At 47.3% G+C, this 18667-nt stretch carries 18 protein-coding genes; 17 read left to right on the forward strand and 1 reads right to left on the reverse strand.

Going from position 1 to position 18667, the window contains the following annotated elements; translation table 11 throughout:
• The first annotated feature begins 20 nt into the window (after positions 1-20).
• The 14 genes from pgsA (at position 21) to A7sIIA15_RS03370 (ending at position 13512) form a co-directional block, all read left to right on the forward strand.
• A complete protein-coding gene (pgsA, locus tag A7sIIA15_RS03305) occupies positions 21-617 on the forward strand; it encodes a phosphatidylinositol phosphate synthase (RefSeq protein ID WP_095685775.1) in 597 nt (198 codons plus the stop codon).
• Positions 617-1501 (forward strand): phosphatidylinositol mannoside acyltransferase, encoded by an 885-nt coding sequence (locus tag A7sIIA15_RS03310; protein WP_095685776.1) that lies wholly within the window; start codon positions 617-619, stop codon positions 1499-1501. The genes pgsA and A7sIIA15_RS03310 overlap by 1 nt, the downstream gene beginning before the upstream one ends.
• Complete coding sequence (locus A7sIIA15_RS03315) at positions 1501-2685, forward strand: glycosyltransferase family 4 protein (RefSeq protein ID WP_095685777.1); 1185 nt, start codon at positions 1501-1503, stop codon at positions 2683-2685. The genes A7sIIA15_RS03310 and A7sIIA15_RS03315 overlap by 1 nt, the downstream gene beginning before the upstream one ends.
• Positions 2682-3185, forward strand: coding sequence for a LemA family protein (locus tag A7sIIA15_RS03320; protein WP_095685778.1), 504 nt, complete (start codon positions 2682-2684; stop codon positions 3183-3185). The genes A7sIIA15_RS03315 and A7sIIA15_RS03320 overlap by 4 nt, the downstream gene beginning before the upstream one ends.
• The gene (locus tag A7sIIA15_RS03325) at positions 3160-4182 is read left to right on the forward strand and encodes a DUF3048 domain-containing protein (RefSeq protein WP_223298297.1); all 1023 of its coding nucleotides are present in this window, start codon (positions 3160-3162) and stop codon (positions 4180-4182) included. The genes A7sIIA15_RS03320 and A7sIIA15_RS03325 overlap by 26 nt, the downstream gene beginning before the upstream one ends.
• A gap of 38 nt (positions 4183-4220) precedes the next feature.
• Positions 4221-5108, forward strand: a complete 888-nt coding sequence (gene pdxS / locus A7sIIA15_RS03330) for a pyridoxal 5'-phosphate synthase lyase subunit PdxS (protein WP_018225339.1) — start codon at positions 4221-4223, stop codon at positions 5106-5108.
• Between the two features lie 12 nt (positions 5109-5120).
• A complete protein-coding gene (gene pdxT / locus A7sIIA15_RS03335; protein ID WP_095685780.1) occupies positions 5121-5717 on the forward strand; it encodes a pyridoxal 5'-phosphate synthase glutaminase subunit PdxT in 597 nt (198 codons plus the stop codon).
• A 39-nt stretch (positions 5718-5756) separates the two neighbouring features.
• The gene (locus A7sIIA15_RS03340) at positions 5757-6509 is read left to right on the forward strand and encodes a YebC/PmpR family DNA-binding transcriptional regulator (RefSeq protein ID WP_095685781.1); all 753 of its coding nucleotides are present in this window, start codon (positions 5757-5759) and stop codon (positions 6507-6509) included.
• Positions 6510-6572: 63 nt separating this feature from the next.
• A complete protein-coding gene (gene ruvC / locus A7sIIA15_RS03345) occupies positions 6573-7109 on the forward strand; it encodes a crossover junction endodeoxyribonuclease RuvC (protein ID WP_223298298.1) in 537 nt (178 codons plus the stop codon).
• Positions 7110-7724: a Holliday junction branch migration protein RuvA gene (gene ruvA / locus A7sIIA15_RS03350; RefSeq protein ID WP_095685783.1), complete on the forward strand. Its 615-nt coding sequence runs from the start codon at positions 7110-7112 to the stop codon at positions 7722-7724.
• On the forward strand, positions 7717-8763 hold the full coding sequence (gene ruvB, locus A7sIIA15_RS03355) for a Holliday junction branch migration DNA helicase RuvB (RefSeq protein WP_095685784.1): 1047 nt from the start codon (positions 7717-7719) through the stop codon (positions 8761-8763). The genes ruvA and ruvB overlap by 8 nt, the downstream gene beginning before the upstream one ends.
• Before the next feature lie 11 nt (positions 8764-8774).
• Positions 8775-10286, forward strand: coding sequence for a protein translocase subunit SecD (gene secD, locus A7sIIA15_RS03360; protein WP_095685785.1), 1512 nt, complete (start codon positions 8775-8777; stop codon positions 10284-10286).
• 3 nt (positions 10287-10289) lie between these two features.
• The gene (gene secF, locus A7sIIA15_RS03365; RefSeq protein ID WP_095685786.1) at positions 10290-11339 is read left to right on the forward strand and encodes a protein translocase subunit SecF; all 1050 of its coding nucleotides are present in this window, start codon (positions 10290-10292) and stop codon (positions 11337-11339) included.
• Positions 11340-11349: 10 nt separating this feature from the next.
• Entirely contained in the window at positions 11350-13512 is a 2163-nt protein-coding gene (locus tag A7sIIA15_RS03370; protein ID WP_095685787.1) for a RelA/SpoT family protein, read from the forward strand.
• Here A7sIIA15_RS03370 and A7sIIA15_RS03375 read toward each other — a convergent pair.
• Positions 13509-14807: a DUF349 domain-containing protein gene (locus A7sIIA15_RS03375; protein ID WP_095685788.1), complete on the reverse strand. Its 1299-nt coding sequence runs from the start codon at positions 14805-14807 to the stop codon at positions 13509-13511. The two genes, A7sIIA15_RS03370 and A7sIIA15_RS03375, sit on opposite strands and share 4 nt — an antisense overlap.
• A gap of 163 nt (positions 14808-14970) precedes the next feature.
• Here A7sIIA15_RS03375 and A7sIIA15_RS03380 point away from each other — a divergent pair, with 163 nt between their 5' ends.
• From A7sIIA15_RS03380 to aspS, 3 genes are read left to right on the forward strand one after another with little or no spacing between them, the layout of a single operon-like run.
• On the forward strand, positions 14971-15642 hold the full coding sequence (locus A7sIIA15_RS03380; RefSeq protein WP_223298299.1) for an MBL fold metallo-hydrolase: 672 nt from the start codon (positions 14971-14973) through the stop codon (positions 15640-15642).
• On the forward strand, positions 15642-16892 hold the full coding sequence (gene hisS / locus A7sIIA15_RS03385) for a histidine--tRNA ligase (protein ID WP_095685789.1): 1251 nt from the start codon (positions 15642-15644) through the stop codon (positions 16890-16892). Before A7sIIA15_RS03380 ends, hisS begins: the two co-directional genes overlap by 1 nt.
• Before the next feature lie 23 nt (positions 16893-16915).
• Positions 16916-18667, forward strand: a complete 1752-nt coding sequence (gene aspS, locus A7sIIA15_RS03390) for an aspartate--tRNA ligase (RefSeq protein ID WP_095685790.1) — start codon at positions 16916-16918, stop codon at positions 18665-18667.

Raw genomic sequence — 18667 nt, forward strand, 5'->3', positions numbered from 1 at the left:
TCAGCCTACGATGTGCAGTGATGCTAAGTCGCTCTTTAAAACCTGCGGTTACGAGATTAATAACACCCGTAGCCGCGTCTGCCCTGCGTATTGGGATAACACCCAATGCAGTCACATGGGTGGGAGCTGTGGGAGTAATTGCATCAGCGTTGTTTTTCTATCCTCGTGGAGATTTCTTTCTCGGCACAGCAGTCATTGCCTTCTTTGCCCTAAGTGATCTCTTTGATGGCACGATGGCTCGCATCTCTAAAGCCGGAGCAAGTAAATGGGGAAGCTTCCTAGATTCCACAATCGATCGCGTAACAGATTCAGCGATTCTTCTAGGTGTGAGTATTTACTTGATCAACGATGATGACCAGTTAAGTTTTGTCGTAATCGCAACTTTAGTAACAGGAATGCTTGTTCCATACATTCGGGCCAAAGCCGAAAGTTTTGGCGTTGAATGCAGTGGGGGAATAGCAGAGCGCACCGAGCGGTTAATCATGGCAATGTCTGCAATTGCACTTGATGGCCTTGGGGTTCCATATGTATTGGCCGGTGGAATGTGGTTACTCGCAGGGCTTGGAGCAGTAACGGTTGTGCAACGTATGTTGATAGTTCGCAAGGCATTTAAATAATGATTCAAACTGTGAGTGCGTGGGGTTACTTTGCTGCATGGCGTATTTTGCGTTGGCTACCTGAGAATTTTGTTTATGCCAGAGCTAATGCCGTAGCTGACTATTTAGTGAAGCGAAATGGAAAGAGCATTGCCAGACTTCGCTCCAACCTTGCTCGCACCCAACCCAACATCACGGCCCTTGATTTAGATTTACTTGTTTATTCCGGAATGCGCTCAGCCCTCCGGTATTGGTGTGACACATTTAGATTTCCTGATTGGTCCAGGGAGCGAATTCTCGGCACCGTCACATTTAATGATGAAAGCATTTTGATGGACGCTGTTGCTGCCGGAAATGGAGCAATTGTCACCTTGCCGCACTGTGGTAACTACGATCACGCAGCAGCTTATTTCTGTGCTCGTGGAGCCAAGATTGTCACGGTTGCTGAGCATTTAAAGCCGGAGAAGTTGTTTAAGAAGTTCATGCAATATCGCTCAGATTTTGGGATGGAATCACTGCCACTAGATGGTCGCGTGATTCCCACATTGATGCAGCGCATTAGAACAGGTTGCGTTATTGCATTAGCTGCCGATCGCGATCTCTCCAAATCTGGAATAGATGTGAATTTCTTCGGTGGGCCAGCCAGAATGCCGGCAGGTCCTGCACTACTTGCAATTCGCACAGGTGCACCGTTAATTAGTGCATATGTTTCTTACACTCCAACTGGAATTCATATTGATTTCACTCGGATGCAAATACCAACCGAGGGAACAGAGACTCAGCGGGTTGCTGCACTCGTCCAGAAAAGCGCCGATTTATTTGCAGAAGGTATTGCCAAGTACCCACAAGATTGGCACATGATGCAACGCATCTGGATTGATGGCGATTTCAAGGATCGTGACTAATGCTTACTAAGAAACTCAAAATTGGAATTGTTTGCCCTTATGGTTGGGACACACCGGGCGGCGTGCAAAACCATGTGCGGGATTTAGCTGAGTTTCTCATCGCTGCTGGACATAAGGTTTCAGTCTTAGCACCAGCCATTGATGAGGAGCAATTACCTGACTATGTCGTAAGTGCAGGTAAGCCAATTTCTATTCCATATAACGGCGCAGTTGCTCGTGTTCTATTCGGTCCAATTGCATATGCGCGTGTACGCCAATGGATTGGCAGCGGTGAGTTTGATCTATTGCATCTGCACGAGCCAGCAATTCCATCAATCTCACTTCTTGCCTGCTGGGCAGCAGAAGGTCCAATGGTGGGAACTTTTCATGCTGCGGCAAAGCGACAGAAAGTAATTTTTGCTATCGGCCCGATTCTAGAACCTGCAATTGAGAAACTCTCAGCTCGTATCGCAGTATCAGAAGCTGCGCGCTTAACTCTTACCGATCACCTTGAAACTGATGCAATAGTTGTTCCCAATGGAATTTATGCCAAGCGCTATTCGGCTGGTAATTTCCAGGAGAAATGGGCTGGAAACACCATTGGTTTTATTGGTCGCTTTGAGGAACCGCGTAAGGGTCTACAAGTACTTGTCGATGCACTTCCCATCATCGCTCGCTTTGCACCGGATGTGAAAGTGTTTGTTGCTGGCCCCGGAGATCCAAAAGAGTTTGAAAAGGTAATTGACCCACAACTTCGTGATCGTTTCGAATTTCTAGGAAGAATTTCTGAACAGGAGAAAGCTGACTTTATGTCATCGGTCTCACTCTATGTTGCTCCCAACACGGGCGGTGAGTCATTTGGAATTATCTTGGCTGAGGCGTTAGCCGGTGGTGCATGCGTAGTTGCAAGTGATATTCCAGCATTTGATTCTCTGCTGGGAGGGGGAGAGTTTGGTGCTCTCTTTGAATCTGAGAATTCAACAGATTTAGCAAAGGTAATTATCGATCTATTGCGTGATGAGAATAAGCGTAAAGAATTGGCTAGCGCCGGCAAAAAGCATGCACAAGTTTTTGATTGGGATGTAGTTGCTGAACAAATCTTTTCAATCTATGAAATGGCAATAGTCGGAGGCAAAGGGGTTTCTCTTAGCTCTGATGGACGTGCTTGGGGCCGATTCCTCTCAAGAGATGAGGAAAAGAAATGAAGGTTTTACTAGCCTCTGGATTTCTACTTTTAGTTGGTCTTTGGTACTTATCTTTCTCGGCTACCCGACTAGATCGCTTGCACCATAGAGTTGAAACTAGTTGGGCCAACCTTGATGTCTTACTGCAAAAGAGAGCAGCAATAGCCCTTGAAATAGCACATAGTGATCTAGCCGATCCAGCATCATCAATGTTGTTAACTGGGGCTGCATATCAAGCACGAGATGCCAATGTTAAAAACAGATCTATGGCAGAGAGTGGTTTATCAGGAGCGCTAGGGTTGATTATTGCTGATGGATTGTCGCACGCCACAGATTCAGAACAAGCCTTATTGCAAGAGCTATCTGCATTAACAGCCAAGATTCGTGTGGCCATTTCTATTCACACAGATGCAGTTTCATCGACCCAGATGGTGCGCAATAAGTTTGTCGTAAAGACGTTTCGATTGGCTGGTACCGCCCCGCTTCCCGTTACCTATGAGTTTGAATCAGATGTTCTTTAAGCGCTTAACACTTGTATGTGCAGCACTCCTCGCACTTCTGGCTGGGTGTTCAGCTATTTCAGATCTACTGCCGAAATCAGCCGAGCGCAATGTGCTCAGCGGAAGAGAGGGCACGAACGGCCCAGTTCTTGCAGTCAAAATCGATGATACAAATGCTGCGCATCCACAAATTGGTTTAGAGGATGCAGATGTTGTCTACATCGAACAAGTTGAAGGTGGTCTAACTCGCCTTGCAGCAATCTTTTCATCTGTTATTCCAGAGCGCGTGGGACCTGTACGAAGTGCACGAATTTCTGACATAGATATTTTGAGTCAATATGGTCGTGTTGCATTTGCCTATAGCGGTGCACAGAAGAAGCTGTTGCCGGTTATAGATGCATCGAATCTGCAAAATCTTGGGGCACAAGCACAGCCTCCTTCTATCTACACAACTGATCCCAATCGAGTTGCACCTGTTGCGATGGTTTTACGGGCAGATCTATTGATGGCCAAGGTAATTGAGAAGAATTATCAAATCACTTCAGCAAATAATGTTGGTTGGAGCTTTGGTGATGCACCCGAAGGTGGCAAGCCAACTCAATCTGTGATCATGTATTGGCCAGCGGCTCGATATAGCGCCGAATGGTCAGAAACTGAGTCTCGTTGGTTACTCTCACATAACTCAAAGAGTAATCTCGCAGAATCAGGAATAGTTCTTGGCCCAACAACTTTGGTCATTCAGATGGTTTCAATTACTGACTCTGAATACAAAGACAAAATCGGGGGAGTAACCCCGCTTTCACAAACAGTTGGTAGTGGCCGCGGATTTATTTTGCGTGATGGAAAAAGCTATGCGGCCCTATGGAATCGCGCATCTGAGGGCGTCGGAACTACGTGGACATTGCGTGATGCAAGCGAAATAAAGTTTGCCCCAGGCCAAATTTGGGTTGCTTTGACCGATAAGGAGCCTGATTTCACCTATTTATCTGCGAGCGCGAAGGCGACAAAGACAAAGTAGGATGTTCCCCTACACAGGCGAAGGTGAGTAAAGAGTAAATGTCAGAAGTAAAAGGCACAGGTCGAGTTAAGCGCGGTATGGCAGAGATGCTCAAGGGCGGCGTCATTATGGATGTCGTTAACGCTGAGCAGGCAAAGATTGCCGAAGATGCTGGCGCAGTTGCAGTTATGGCGCTAGAGCGCGTACCTGCAGATATCCGTGCTCAAGGCGGAGTAGCTCGTATGTCTGATCCTGACATGATCGAAAAGATTCAAGCATCAGTCTCAATCCCTGTTATGGCTAAAGCACGTATTGGCCACTTTGTTGAAGCTAAAGTTTTGCAATCTCTGGGTGTGGATTACATCGATGAGTCAGAAGTTCTTACTCCTGCAGATTATGAAAACCACATCGATAAGTGGGACTTCACAGTTCCATTCGTGTGCGGTGCTACAAATCTAGGAGAAGCGCTTCGCCGCATTAATGAAGGCGCAGCAATGATTCGCTCTAAAGGTGAAGCTGGCACAGGCGATGTTTCAAATGCAATGCAACATATGCGCAAGATTGGCGGAGAAATTCGTCGCCTATCTTCAATGCGCGAAGATGAACTCTATGTTGCAGCTAAAGAACTCCAAGCGCCTTATGAATTAGTTAAGGAAGTAGCACAAAGCGGCAAGCTTCCAGTTGTTCTCTTCACCGCTGGTGGCATTGCAACTCCAGCAGATGCTGCGTTAATGATGGCAATGGGCGCAGATGGCGTCTTTATTGGCTCAGGTATTTTCAAATCTGGAAATCCAGCACAGCGCGCAGCTGCATGTGTGAAGGCAACAACGTTTTGGCAAGATGCCAAGGTTGTCGCTGATGCATCACGTGGTCTTGGAGAGGCGATGGTTGGTATTAACGTTGCAGATCTTCCAGCCCCACACCGTCTTGCCGATCGCGGCTGGTAGTTCTCTTCGCTCATGAAGGTCGGAGTTCTCTCACTCCAGGGTGATGTTCGCGAGCACGTGAGTGCATTGATCGCCTGCGGGATTAATCCCGTTGAAGTGCGCAGAGAGTCTGAGTTAGCAGAAGTTGATGCCCTTGTTTTGCCTGGGGGAGAGTCAACAACTATTGCTCAGCTCTCTGAAATCTTTGGCATCTTTGAACCAATAAAGCAACGAATAGCTGCAGGTATGCCGGTCTATGGCTCGTGTGCGGGAATGATTTTGCTTGCAGATCAAATCTTGGATGCCAAGCAAGGACAAAAAACTTTTGGTGGATTAGATATCACTGTTCGCCGCAATGCTTTTGGTCGCCAAGTAGATTCATTTGAAACAGATATCTCTTTTGATGATGGCTCCAGTGAATTGATTAAGGCGGTATTTATCCGCGCTCCGTGGGTGGAAAAAGTAGGGGCTGGCATCACGGTTCTAGCCTCTGTGGATTCACACCCTGTGGCTGTGCGCTCTGCGACTCTTCTGGCCACATCTTTTCATCCAGAACTAACGGCAGATCATCGAATCCACCGTTACTTTATTGAGGAAGTGGCAAAGCCTGCATTAGAGAAGGTAAAGTAAGTTTCATAATCAGCGTTAATGAGATTGAAGGTGTAAGCCATGTCCGGCCATTCCAAGTGGGCGACGACCAAGCATAAGAAGGCGATTATCGATAGTCGCCGTGCAAAGGTTTTTGCAAAGCAGATTCGCGCAATTGAAGTTGCAGCACGCAATGGCGGCGCTGACATGGAAGGCAATCCAACTTTATTCGACGCAGTTATAAAGGCTAAGAAATCTTCTATGCCAGCAGATAACATCGATCGCGCAATCAAACGTGGTGCGGGTTTAGAAGCTGGTGCCAAAGACTGGATCACGATTATGTATGAGGGCTATGGCCCAAGCGGTGTGGCAATCATGATTGAGTGTCTATCTGATAACCGCAACCGTTCTGCCTCTGAAATCAAAGTTGCAGTTACTCGCAACGGCGGATCTATGGCAGATCTTGGTTCAGTTTCATATCTTTTCAATCGCAAGGGTGTCATCATCGTTAACAAGGTCGATGGATTAACTGAGGACCGAGTTCTTGAAGCAGTTCTAGATGCTGGCGCTGAACAAGTAAATGATTTAGGTGAATCTTTTGAAGTGGTGTGTGAGCCAGTTGATTTGGTTCAAGTTCGTACTGCTTTGCAGAGCGCTGGAATTGACTATGAATCAGCTGACTCTTCATTTCTGCCATCAATGTCGATCCCACTAGATGCTGATGGGGCCAAGAAGGTATTTGAACTTATCGATGCGATTGAAGAGCTCGATGATGTGCAAAACGTCTATAGCAACTTCGATGTTTCAGATGAGGTTATGGCGAGCCTGGAATAAGTTCGTCACAGGTAAGGCCTAGGCTAGAAACCTTGAACTTCGTCAGAGGAAATGGTGGCCACAATGCGCGTACTAGGAATTGATCCTGGTCTAACGCGCTGCGGTATTGGAATCGTTGAAGGTAGCCCTGGATCTCCACTCAAGATGGTCGGAGTGGGCGTTGTCATGACACCTGCGGATATGGCACTAGAAAATCGCCTCCTTGAAATTGATAAAGGTTTAAACGAATGGATTGCTCTCTGGAATCCAGATGTAATCGCCGTAGAGCGAGTCTTTGCACAACACAACGTGAGAACAGTTATGGGCACCGGACAAGCTGCAGGAATTGCATTACTCATTGCTGCTAAAGCTGGAATTCCAGTCATGATGCACACACCTAGTGAAGTAAAGGCGGCAGTCTCAGGTTCAGGCCGAGCAAATAAGGCACAAGTAGCGCAGATGGTTCAAAAGATTCTCAACTTGGATTCAATCCCAAAGCCAGTAGATGCAACTGATGCACTCGCACTTGCCATTTGTAATATTTGGCGAGGTGGATCAACTGACAGAATTAATCAAGCAGTAGAGGCTGAGAAGTCCCGTCTTAGAAAACTGCGTGGCTAAATGATTTCAACAGTTACCGGAACTATTCGCTCTCTTTCAATGGATAAGTTAGTCATTGAAGTCGGGGGAGTGGGCTTGAGTGTTTTGATTAATCCACCAACAAGTGCAGGGCTAACTCTTGGTTCCCAGTCCACTCTCTATACATCCCTTGTTGTGCGCGAGGACTCACTGACTTTGTTTGGCTTTTTAACTGAAGAGGTACGCAATCTTTTCGAACTTGTGCAAACGGTTTCTGGAGTGGGACCAAAAGTAGCTCTCTCAATCATGGGCGCATTAACCCCTGAAGATTTAGCTCGCGCAATTTCTCAAGAAGATACTTCTGCAATTGAGCGCGTTCCAGGTATTGGTAAAAAGGGTGCACAGCGCATGATTTTGGAGTTGAAGGGCAAACTCAGCGATCTCTCATCGAGTGCAACATATAAAGGACATCAACCGCCATGGCGTGAGCAACTGCTCAGTGCCCTTGTTTCTCTTGGTTTTTCTCCCAAGGAATCAGATTCTGCAATTAGTTATGTGGTTAATGATTTACATGGCAACGACCAAGATCCAGCCAGCATGGAGTTAAGTGAGCTTTTGAAGTTAGCGCTAGCAAGTGGAAAGAGTTCACGTGGCTGATAATCAAGAGCGTTTAGTGGGCTCAAACATCAAGGGAGAGGAGTCGGCGTTAGAACAAGCCCTTCGCCCCAAAACACTAAAAGATTTCATTGGGCAACACCGTGTGCGCGAGCAGATAGATGTTTTGTTAACTGCTGCGCGCCATCGAAACACGCCTGCAGATCACATCTTGCTTTCTGGGCCTCCGGGACTTGGGAAAACAACGTTGGCATTAATTCTGGCAAGTGAGATGCAAGCACCCATTCGCATAACTAGTGGTCCTGCAATTACACATGCCGGTGATTTAGCTGCAATTCTCTCTTCTTTAGTTGAAGGAGAGATTCTTTTCTTAGATGAAATTCACCGACTGCCACGACCTGCTGAAGAGCTTCTCTATCTAGCGATGGAGGACTTTAGAGTCGATGTTGTAGTCGGCAAAGGTCCCGGGGCCACAGCTATTCCATTACAACTTCCACATTTCACGCTAGTAGGCGCAACAACACGTGCTGGTCTATTGCCTGGTCCACTTCGTGATCGTTTCGGCTTCACCGCGCATTTAGATTTCTATGATGATAAAGAGTTAGCGCAAGTGATTTTAAGAAGTGCTGCATTGCTGGAGATAGATATTCATACCGATGCAATCACTGAAATCTCAGGCCGATCCCGCGGCACACCACGTATTGCCAATCGTTTGCTACGTCGTGTTCGCGACTATGCCCAAGTTAAAGCCAGCCCTTCCATTTCATTAGCCGATGCAAAGGCTGCACTAGAGATGTATGAAGTAGATGAGATGGGCTTAGATCGACTCGATCGTGGGGTCTTGGTGGCATTGGTCGAGCGCTTTAATGGCGGGCCAGTGGGTCTATCAACCTTGGCTATTGCGGTGGGTGAAGAGATAGAAACAGTTGAATCTGTTGCAGAGCCGTTCCTAGTTCGAAACGGCCTTATGGCCAGAACATCTAGGGGAAGAGTTGCAACAGCTGCTGGTTTTGCTCATATAGGACGAACACCACCCGCTCAATTTGCCTCGCTTTTCGACACACCAGCACCTGACGCCTAGACTCTGCACCTATGTCTACAACTACTAAACCAGTAAAGACGACTGCCCGCCCAGCGCGTTCATTGGCAATCCTGGCCCTAGTGCTCATCGCACTTACCGGTCTTGTGTTTGTCCAAGGCGCTACGCAAGTACGTCTAGGTCTTGATCTTCGAGGTGGAACCTCTGTCACTCTTCAACCGCGTATTGCAGCGGGTGAAAGTGGAAAAGTTACGAATGAAGCAATCGACCAAGCAGTCTCCATCATCCGCCAACGCGTTAACTCACTCGGTGTTGCCGAGTCTGAAGTAGCTGCGCAAGGAAGTGGCACCAGTCGACAGATTGTTATCTCTGTTCCTGGAGATACTGGACGTCGCGTTGTTGAATTAGTTGGACAAACTGCAGAGCTGCGATTCCGTCAGGTATTGGCAACTGCAGGATCAACTGGTGCAGCAGATCCTGCTGCAACTCCAGCAACTGGTGTGAGCGAAGAGATTAATGCAAAGTTTGCAGCTCTCGATTGCACGAAGCCTGAAAATCTTCAAGGCTCCGGAGCCGATGCAGAGGGTGACACCATCGTTGCCTGTGATCGCGCTGGCTTTACAAAATATATTTTGGCCCCAGCTGAAGTTCTAGGTCGTCAGATTTCAGAGGCTTCTGCAGGACTTGATGCTCAAAGCGGTAGTGCTTGGTATGTAAGCCTTACATTTAACGGAGAAGGCACAGCAGCATTTGGTGCAATCACTTCACGCGTTACTTCATTAGCTGCGCCCCTTAACCAAGTAGCAATCGTGCTCGATGGTCTGGTTGTGTCTGCACCAAGAATTAATGAAGCGATTCCATCAGGTACTGCTCAAATTACAGGCAGCTTTACACAGCTGGAAGCTCAAGATCTTGCCAACGTTCTTAAGTACGGTGCGCTACCTCTTGCTTTTGATCGTGGTGAAGTTCAGCAGGTTTCTCCGACTCTTGGTGCTGATCAGCTCAGCGCTGGTCTTCTTGCCGGAGGACTTGGTCTTGGACTTGTTCTTCTTTATTCACTTCTGTATTACCGAGGTCTTGGACTAGTAACTGTTGGCTCACTAGCAGTTGCAGCCTCTCTTGTTTATCTCATGTTCTTACTTCTTGGTGAGTGGATTGGATTCACGTTAACTCTGGCTGGTATCGCAGGTGCGATTGTGGCTATTGGTGTTACCGCTGACTCATTTATTATTTACTTCGAGCGTATTCGAGATGAAATTAGAGAAGGACGTTCACTTCGAACCGCTGTTGAGACCGGTTGGAGTAGAGCACGCCGAACAATTTTGGTAGCCGACTTTGTTTCAATTATCGCCGCTGTCTTACTGTATTTCTTTGCAGTAGGTGGTGTTCGAGGATTCGCATTTACTTTAGGTTTAACAACACTTGTTGACTTAATTGTCGTCTTTGTCTTCACAAAGCCAATGGTGACGATCCTTGCAAAGATGAATTTCTTTGCATCAGGTCATCCATTGTCCGGACTATCGGCCAAGAGCACTGGAACATTGCCAGTAGCAAAGGAGGCATAAGAAATGTCAAAGTTTTCAGGATTAGGTGGTCGTCTCTATCGCGGTGAAACCTCTATTGAAATTATTGGTCACCGCCGACGTTGGTATGCAGTCTCTGCTGTTTTTGTCATGCTTTCTCTTGGAGCCCTAGGCGTACAGGGTCTGCACTTGGGAATTGAATTTAAGGGTGGCTCTTCTTTCACAGTTACTAAGGTGGGTGCATCCGTTGAGGATGCTCGCGCTGCAGTATCAGCGACAGGAGTACCTGGAGAAGCAATTGTCCAAACAATCGGCACTGACAAGATTCGCGTACAGACAGGAGCGCTCGATACTGTACAAAACAACGCAGTACAAGATGCTCTTGCAGCAAAGTTCGCAGTTCCGGTCGAATCAATTGATACGCAAATAGTTGGACCATCCTGGGGTAAGGAAATTACCCGTAAGGCCGTCTACGGTCTCCTTGGTTTCTTAGTGTTCGTCATGCTCTACCTTGCAATGGCATTTGAGCCAAAGATGGCTGTTGCAGCTATCGCTGCGGTGGTTCACGACGTATTTATAACTGTTGGTATTTACGCACTCGTTGGATTCGATGTTACTCCAGCAACAGTCATTGGCTTTTTAACCATTTTGGGTTATTCGCTCTATGACACCGTTGTTGTATTCGACAAGATTCGAGAAAACACGCGCACGATTACCGCAACTTCAAAGAGCACGTACTCTCAAGCAACTAACTTGGCAGTTAATCAGACGATTGTTCGTTCGATTAACACATCTGTCATTGCGCTGTTGCCTGTAGGTTCAATCCTCTTTGTTGGTGCTGGATTACTTGGTGCCGGAACGCTCAAGGATCTTTCCCTCGCGTTGTTCATTGGTTTAGCAGTTGGTACATACTCTTCAATCTTTATTGCACCTCCTGTCTTAGCTCAGCTTCGCGAGAGAGAACCTGCGATGCAAGCACTTGCAAAGCGCGTTAACGGTCGTACAGCCCCTGTCGGAACTCCTACGCCAGCACCGGCGCATTCAGAAGAGCGCCGTGGACCACGCAACCAACCAAAGCGTAAACATCGCAAATAGCGGTACCTAAATGGATACTTTGATTGCACCGGTTATAAGTGCGCTCAAAGAGCACCATGCAACGAATAACTTTGCAGATGTTGAACGTGCTTTTGTAGTTGCTGAAAAAGCCCACGATGGACAGCTTCGCAAATCTGGCGATGCATACATAACGCACCCAGTTGCAGTCGCCAATATCTTGGCTGAGTTGGGTTTAACTTCAGAAGCAATCATTGCTGCGCTCTTGCATGACACAGTCGAAGACACGGCATATTCGCTTAAAGAGCTGCGTCATGATTTTGGTGATGAAATCGCTGGATTAGTTGATGGTGTGACAAAGCTAGACAAGCTGACATATGGACCAACGGCAGAGGCTGAGACTGTTCGCAAGATGGTTGTTGCAATGTCGAGAGATATCCGGGTCCTAGTTATAAAGCTGGCAGATCGACTACATAATGCTCGCACGTGGAAATATGTTTCAGCCGAAAGTGCCCAGCGCAAAGCCCGTGAAACTTTAGATATCTACGCACCTCTTGCCCACCGCTTAGGTATGAATGCAATTAAATGGGAGTTAGAAGATCTTTCCTTTGAGGTGTTGGAGCCAAAGAAGTTTGAAGAGATTTCCCGTCTTGTTGCAGAGCGCTCACCATCTCGCGATAAGTTGACACATGATGTAATTGAGATTGTTACGCAAGATTTAGCTGCCGATGGAATCAAAGCAACAGTTACGGGTCGTCAAAAGCATTTCTTCTCGGTCTATCAAAAGATGGTCGTGCGTGGACGAGAATTCAATGACATTTATGACTTAGTAGGTATTCGAGTTTTAGTTGAGGATGTTCGTGATTGCTACGGAGTGCTCGGCGCAATCCACGCAAGATGGAGTCCAGTTCCAGGTCGCTTCAAGGATTACATTGCAATGCCTAAGTTCAACTTGTATCAATCACTGCACACCACCGTGATTGGACCAACAGGCAAAGCTATTGAGATCCAAATTAGAACATTTGATATGCACTCACGCGCCGAATTCGGTATTGCAGCACATTGGAAATATAAGCAAGGACATGAAAATAATGAGACATCTCCTGAGATGCTCTGGCTTCGCCAACTGCACGAGTGGCAAAAGGAGACAGAGGATCCTTCAGAGTTCCTTGAAGCTCTGCGCTTTGATTTAGGCACACCAGAAGTTTTTGTCTTCACACCTAAGGGCAGCGTCGTTGCCCTTCCTGGTGGATCAACCCCGGTCGACTTTGCCTTCTCCGTTCATACTGATGTTGGATTTCGTTGCGCAGGAGCAAAGGTAAACGGGCGTCTTGTTCCGTTGGAATCTCGATTAAACAACGGTGATGTCGTTGAGATTGTTACCAATAAGGGTGAACACGCTGGTCCAAGTAGAGATTGGCTTAACTTTGTAAAGAGTCCTCGAGCTCGTTCAAAGATTAAAGGTTGGTTTAGCAAGGAACGACGCGAAGAAGCAATTGATGCCGGACGTGAATCAATTGCGCGACAAATGCGTAAAGCTGGTTTGCCTCTACAAAAGATTTTTGCAGGTCACTCACTTCTTGAGTTAGCCCATGAACTTCGCTACCCAGATATCGACGCCCTGTATTCAGCAGTTGGTGATGGTCATATCTCTGCTGCCTCTGTCATCGACAAACTTGTTATATCAATGGGCGCCGAAGATTCTCATCCAGAACCAACTATGGATACCTTCACCCCACGCACCCCAACGGCAAGACGTTCGAGTAATGCCATTGATGTTGAAGGTGCTGAGGATGTCTTAGTTAAGTTAGCGCGCTGCTGCACGCCAGTTCCTGGCGATGCCATCATTGGTTTCATCACTAAGGGCAGCGGCGTTTCAATTCATAGAAACGACTGTGTCAACGCAGGTGATTTGGTTCTAAATCAGAACGATCGCATTGTTAATGTCTCTTGGCGTTTGGGTGCGGCAAGTGTTTTCTTGGTCAATATTCAAGTTGAAGCTCTAGATCGCGAGTCACTGTTGGCAGATGTGACTCGCACACTTTCTGATCAGCACGTCAATATTCTGAGCGCTGCAGTGAGTACTTCAAAGGATCGCACGGCAATTTCACGCTTTACTTTTGAAATGGCAGATGCCACGCATTTAGATGCGGTTATTGCAGCTGTCAGACATATTGAGGGTGTGTACGACGTTTATCGCACTACCAACAATTAACTAAATTCAGCTAAGCCCTTTTCAGCTTCAGCTAGCCACACCTTACGAGCTGCAGCAGACTCGCGAGCCTCAGATGCTTTCTTGGCATTTCCAGCAGCCTCTGACTTAGCAGCAATCTTTTCGTAGCTCTCGATTGAGTCAGTAAGTTGCTTAACAACTTCGGCAGCACGTGCCTTTGCCGCTGGATCTGTCTTGCGCCAGATTTCGGCTTCAGCTTCCTTAATAACGCTCTCCACAGCGTGAACTCGTGCATCAAGGGATGCGCGCTTATCGCGGTGAGTCATGCCAATTTTGCTCCATGCGTTCAAGTGATCGCGCAGCGCTTTCTTTGCCTGATCAAGATTAGTGATTGGTAGCAGCGCTTCAATCTGGACAACTAGCTCTTCACGCTTAATAAGGTTCGTGGCCATTGTTGTGTCGCGCTTTTCTAGATCAGCGTTTTTAGCGCTAAAGAACTGATCTTGTGCGGCCTTAAATCTTGCCCACATCTTTGCATCATCACTTGGCTTTCCACGTCCAGCAGCTTTCCAAGCATCCATGAGAGCCTTGAAGCGCTTAGCAGTTGGAACCCACTCAGTTGAGGTTGCAAGCTTTTCTGCTTCTTCAATGATTGCCTTCTTTGCATCAACTACAACCTTTTGAACTGATTCAAGGGCTGCAAAGTGGGTGCGGCGACGCTTATCAAATTTGTTGCGAGATGATGAGAAACGCTTCCAGAGATCTGCATCTGCTTTCTTATCCAAACGAGGTGCAGATTTCCATTCATCAAGGAGCACCTTGAGACGATCGCCAGTGACTTTCCAGCTCTCAGAGAGTGCAAGGCTTTCAGCTTCTGCAACAATCTTTTCCTTCTCAACAAGGATTTGTTCCCGTCGAGCAGACTTAGCAGCAGTCTCTGCTGCCTTCTTAGCCTCATAGGCCTCGCGATGTCCCTCAATGAGAGGTTCGATTTGTTCTACTGATGCTGAAAGAGCATCAAGATCGCCAACACCATTCAATTCTTTTACTTGCTCGCGCAGTTTCTTAACCGCTGCATATGCATCAGATGGGACAAGTGCGCCACTTTTGATTCGGGCTGCAAGGAGTGCAACTTCAGCTGCAAGGAGTTCAAATTTGCGAACGAAGTAAGCCAGAGCTTCTTCGGCTGTTTTACCAGGATACGAACCAACTGCTTTTTCACCGGAGGAGGTGCGAACAAAAACTGTTCCATCTTCGGCTACGCGACCAAAGGCCGATGGATCTCCGATTAAGGCTGATGCTGCACTTGCTTGTGGTGTTGGATTGAAATCGCTCATGGTGTGTTCCCTTTCAGCGCGTTGTTCTGATCTAGAACGTCGCTATCAGTGTGCGTGCTCACTCAAGGCGCACCTTGGATGAGCGTGAATCGTGCGGAGGTAAAAGGTACCCTGTCTAGGTGAGTGAGCGTCAATCGCTCCTATTTTGAGCGTGGGCGAAAGGGTGAAATCGGTGCTAGTCGACTCTTTTGCTGCCCCTATGTATGCCACTAACTGCTGGGTGATTGCTCCCAAGGCTGGAAGCGAATGCGTTGTGATCGATCCCGGAATGCCCGATGTTTCACAGCAGTTGGATGAGATTCTAAAGAAGCACTCACTTAAGCCTGTTGCAGTCATTGCTACACATGGACATCTTGATCACACCTTTTCTATTCAGCCTATTGCCGATGGTTATTCAATTCCTGCCTACATTCACTCACTCGATCGAGTGGCTCTGGCTCATCCTGAGCGTATTCATGGTCCAGAATTCGTAGCGACATTATCGGCTATGGACTTTGTCGAACCGAAGGATGTAAGAGAATTGCGCAATGAAGAAGTGGTGGAGCTTGTGGGTATGAAATTCAAAGCCATCCACGCACCCGGCCACACCGCCGGTTCCCTCGTTTTTGTAGTTGACGATGAATTATTAGTCAGCGGCGATGTTCTCTTTGCTGGTTCTATTGGGCGCACAGATCTGCCAAGTGGATCAGCAGAGGCGATGGAGACTACATTGCGCAAAAAGATTTTGCCGCTCGGCGATCATTTACGGGTTCTGCCTGGACACTATGCAGAGACCACCATGGCCGCTGAGAAGAAGAACAATCCATATTTAACTGCCCTGAAAGGTCGCTACTAATGGCCGGGCAAAAGATTCAAGCTCCTAAAGGTGTCAGTGAATATGTTCCACCGCGCTCTGAAGCATTTGAGTTTGTTCGCGAATCCTTAATTGAGCCAGCTCGCAAAGCGGGTTATCAATTAATCGAACTTCCAGTATTTGAAGATACCGAGCTATTTACACGCGGTGTTGGTGAATCAACTGATGTTGTCTCAAAAGAGATGTACACATTTCAAGACCGTGGCGATCGTTCGATTACATTGCGCCCAGAAGGAACTGCCGGAGTAATGCGAGCAGTTATCGAACATGGTCTAGATCGTGGTCAACTACCAGCCAAGCTTTGGTATTCGGGTCAGTTCTTTCGTGCCGAACGTCCACAAGCAGGTCGCTACCGCCAGTTCTACCAAGTCGGTATTGAAGCCATTGGTTTAGATGATGCGGCAATTGATGCTGAAGTAATTGCTATTGCAGATGCAGGGTTTAAGGCGATAGGTCTAAGTAAGTACCGTTTAGAAATAACCAGCTTGGGTGACGCGGATTCTCGTGCAGCCCATCGTGTTGATTTAGTGAAATTTATTGCGGGGATGAAATTGGATGAGGCAACAACTGCGCGTGCAGCACTTAATCCATTACGCCTTTTTGATGATAAACGCCCTGAAATTAAAGATGCAATGGCGAAAGCTCCATTGCTAGTTGATTACTTGAGTGAGAGTTCACGTGCTCATTTTGAACAAGTGAAAAAGTATCTTGATGTGTTAGGCATTTCCTATGTTCTTAATCCACGGATGGTTCGTGGTTTGGATTACTACACAGGCACTACATTTGAATTTGTGCATGAACTTCTCGGTGCTCAGTCTGGAATTGGTGGGGGAGGCCGCTATGACGGACTTATGGCCGAACTCGGAGGCCAGTCTTTATCTGGAATTGGTTTTGGTTTAGGTGTTGATAGAGCGCTTTTGGCAGCAGAGGCTGAAGGAGTAATTAACGAGAACTCCTTTGTCTCAGATTTGTTCATCATTCCACTGGGGGATGCGGCAAAAGAAATGGCGATGAAGATTGCTAGCCAACTACGCAACGCTGGAAAGAGTATTGAAATTGCTTTTGGAGATCGAGCGCTCAAGGGTGCTATGAAAGGCGCGGACAAGAGCGGTGCGCGCTATGTCATCGTTTTAGGCGAATCAGAGATTTCTAGCGCAACGGTGGAGCTAAAAGAGATGAAAACTGGTGCCACTTCATCGGTTAAGATTGACTCATTAATCAGCGCAATTTAGTTATAGGGATGTAGAACGCACATATGTTAAGAACTCATGACGCAGGCTCATTGCGCAAATCCCATGCCGGTACGACCGTTACTTTGGCAGGGTGGGTCTCACGTCGCCGTGATCATGGTGGTGTTGCATTTATTGATCTACGCGATGCTTCAGGTTCTGTTCAAGTAGTTATTCGCGATGAAAAGATGGCGGGTTCTCTTCGCGCCGAGTGGTGTCTGATGATTACGGGAGAAGTTTTAGCAAGACCTGCAGGAAATGAGAATACAAACATTCCAACAGGTGAAATTGAAGTTATGGGTGACACAGTCGTTGTTTTGAGTGAATCAGCACCGCTGCCTTTCCCAGTTGATTCAGGAAATGATTCAGAGATCAGCGAAGAAGTGCGCTTGAAGTATCGCTACCTAGATCTACGCCGTGAGAAGCCAGCGGCAAATCTTCGTTTGCGCTCAAAGGTGACTTCGGTTATTCGTCGCGTGATGGAGGATGAAGCGTTTCTTGAGATCGAAACCCCATATCTCACACGTTCAACTCCTGAAGGTGCTCGCGACTTTTTAGTCCCAGTTCGTCTGCAGCCAGGTAGTTGGTATGCCTTGCCGCAATCACCACAGCTCTTTAAGCAGTTGTTGATGGTTGCTGGAATGGAAAAGTATTACCAAATCGCCAGATGTTTTCGCGATGAGGATTTCCGAGCCGACCGCCAACCAGAATTTACGCAATTAGATATCGAGATGTCTTTTATTGATCAAGAAGACATCTTGGCCGTTGCCGAAAAGATTGTTTCAAAGATATGGAAGGAAGCTGTTGGGTACACCATCCCACTTCCTCTCCAGCGCATGACTTATGCCGATGCGATGACTCGCTATGGTTCAGATAAACCTGATCTTCGCTTTGGTTATGAACTAACTGAGCAGACTCAGTATTTTGCGCAAACAACTTTCAGAGTTTTCCAAGCACCTTACGTTGGAAGCGTTGTTATGCCTGGGGGAGCAACCTCTCCTCGTCGTGAGTTAGATGCATGGCAAGACTGGGCTAAAGCCCGTGGAGCTAAGGGCCTTGCATACATCTTGGTCAATGAAGATGGAACTTTAGGCGGACCAGTTGCTAAGAATCTTTCAGAGTCTGAATCTTCAGGAATTGCTGCAGCAGCAGGTGCAAAAGCTGGAGATGCGATTTTCTTTGCAGCTGGTGAACGCATGGCATCATTGAATTTGTTAGGTGCGGTTCGTTTAGAAATAGGTAAGCGTTGCAACTTGATTCCTGCAGATAAGTGGGAGTTCCTATGGGTTGTCGATGCGCCAATGTTTGAACCAACAGATAGCGGCGGTTGGACAGCTGTTCACCATCCATTTACTGGACCTAAGCCAGAGTTTGCAAAGACATTTGCAAAGGATCCTGCCTCAGCACTTGCCTATGCATATGACATTGTTTTGAATGGAACTGAACTTGGCGGTGGATCAATTCGTATTCATGATCGCCAAATTCAAAAAGATGTTTTTAGCGTTATTGGTTTGAGCGATGAAGAAGCCCAGAGCAAGTTTGGCTTCCTCTTAGAGGCCTTCAATTACGGACCACCTCCACATGGTGGAATTGCACTTGGTCTTGATCGAGTGTGCGCACTGCTTACTGGTTCAGATTCAATCCGCGAAGTTATTGCATTCCCTAAGACTGCAAGCGGTGGAGACCCGTTAACTGGTGCTCCAACTCCTATTACTACGGCGCAACGCAAAGAGAGCGGTATTGATGGCGCTCCTAAAGCAGCGCCTCAGGTAGGCTAA

Origin of the sequence: Candidatus Planktophila vernalis (assembly GCF_002288185.1) — a bacterium.
GTDB lineage: Bacteria > Actinomycetota > Actinomycetes > Nanopelagicales > Nanopelagicaceae > Planktophila > Planktophila vernalis.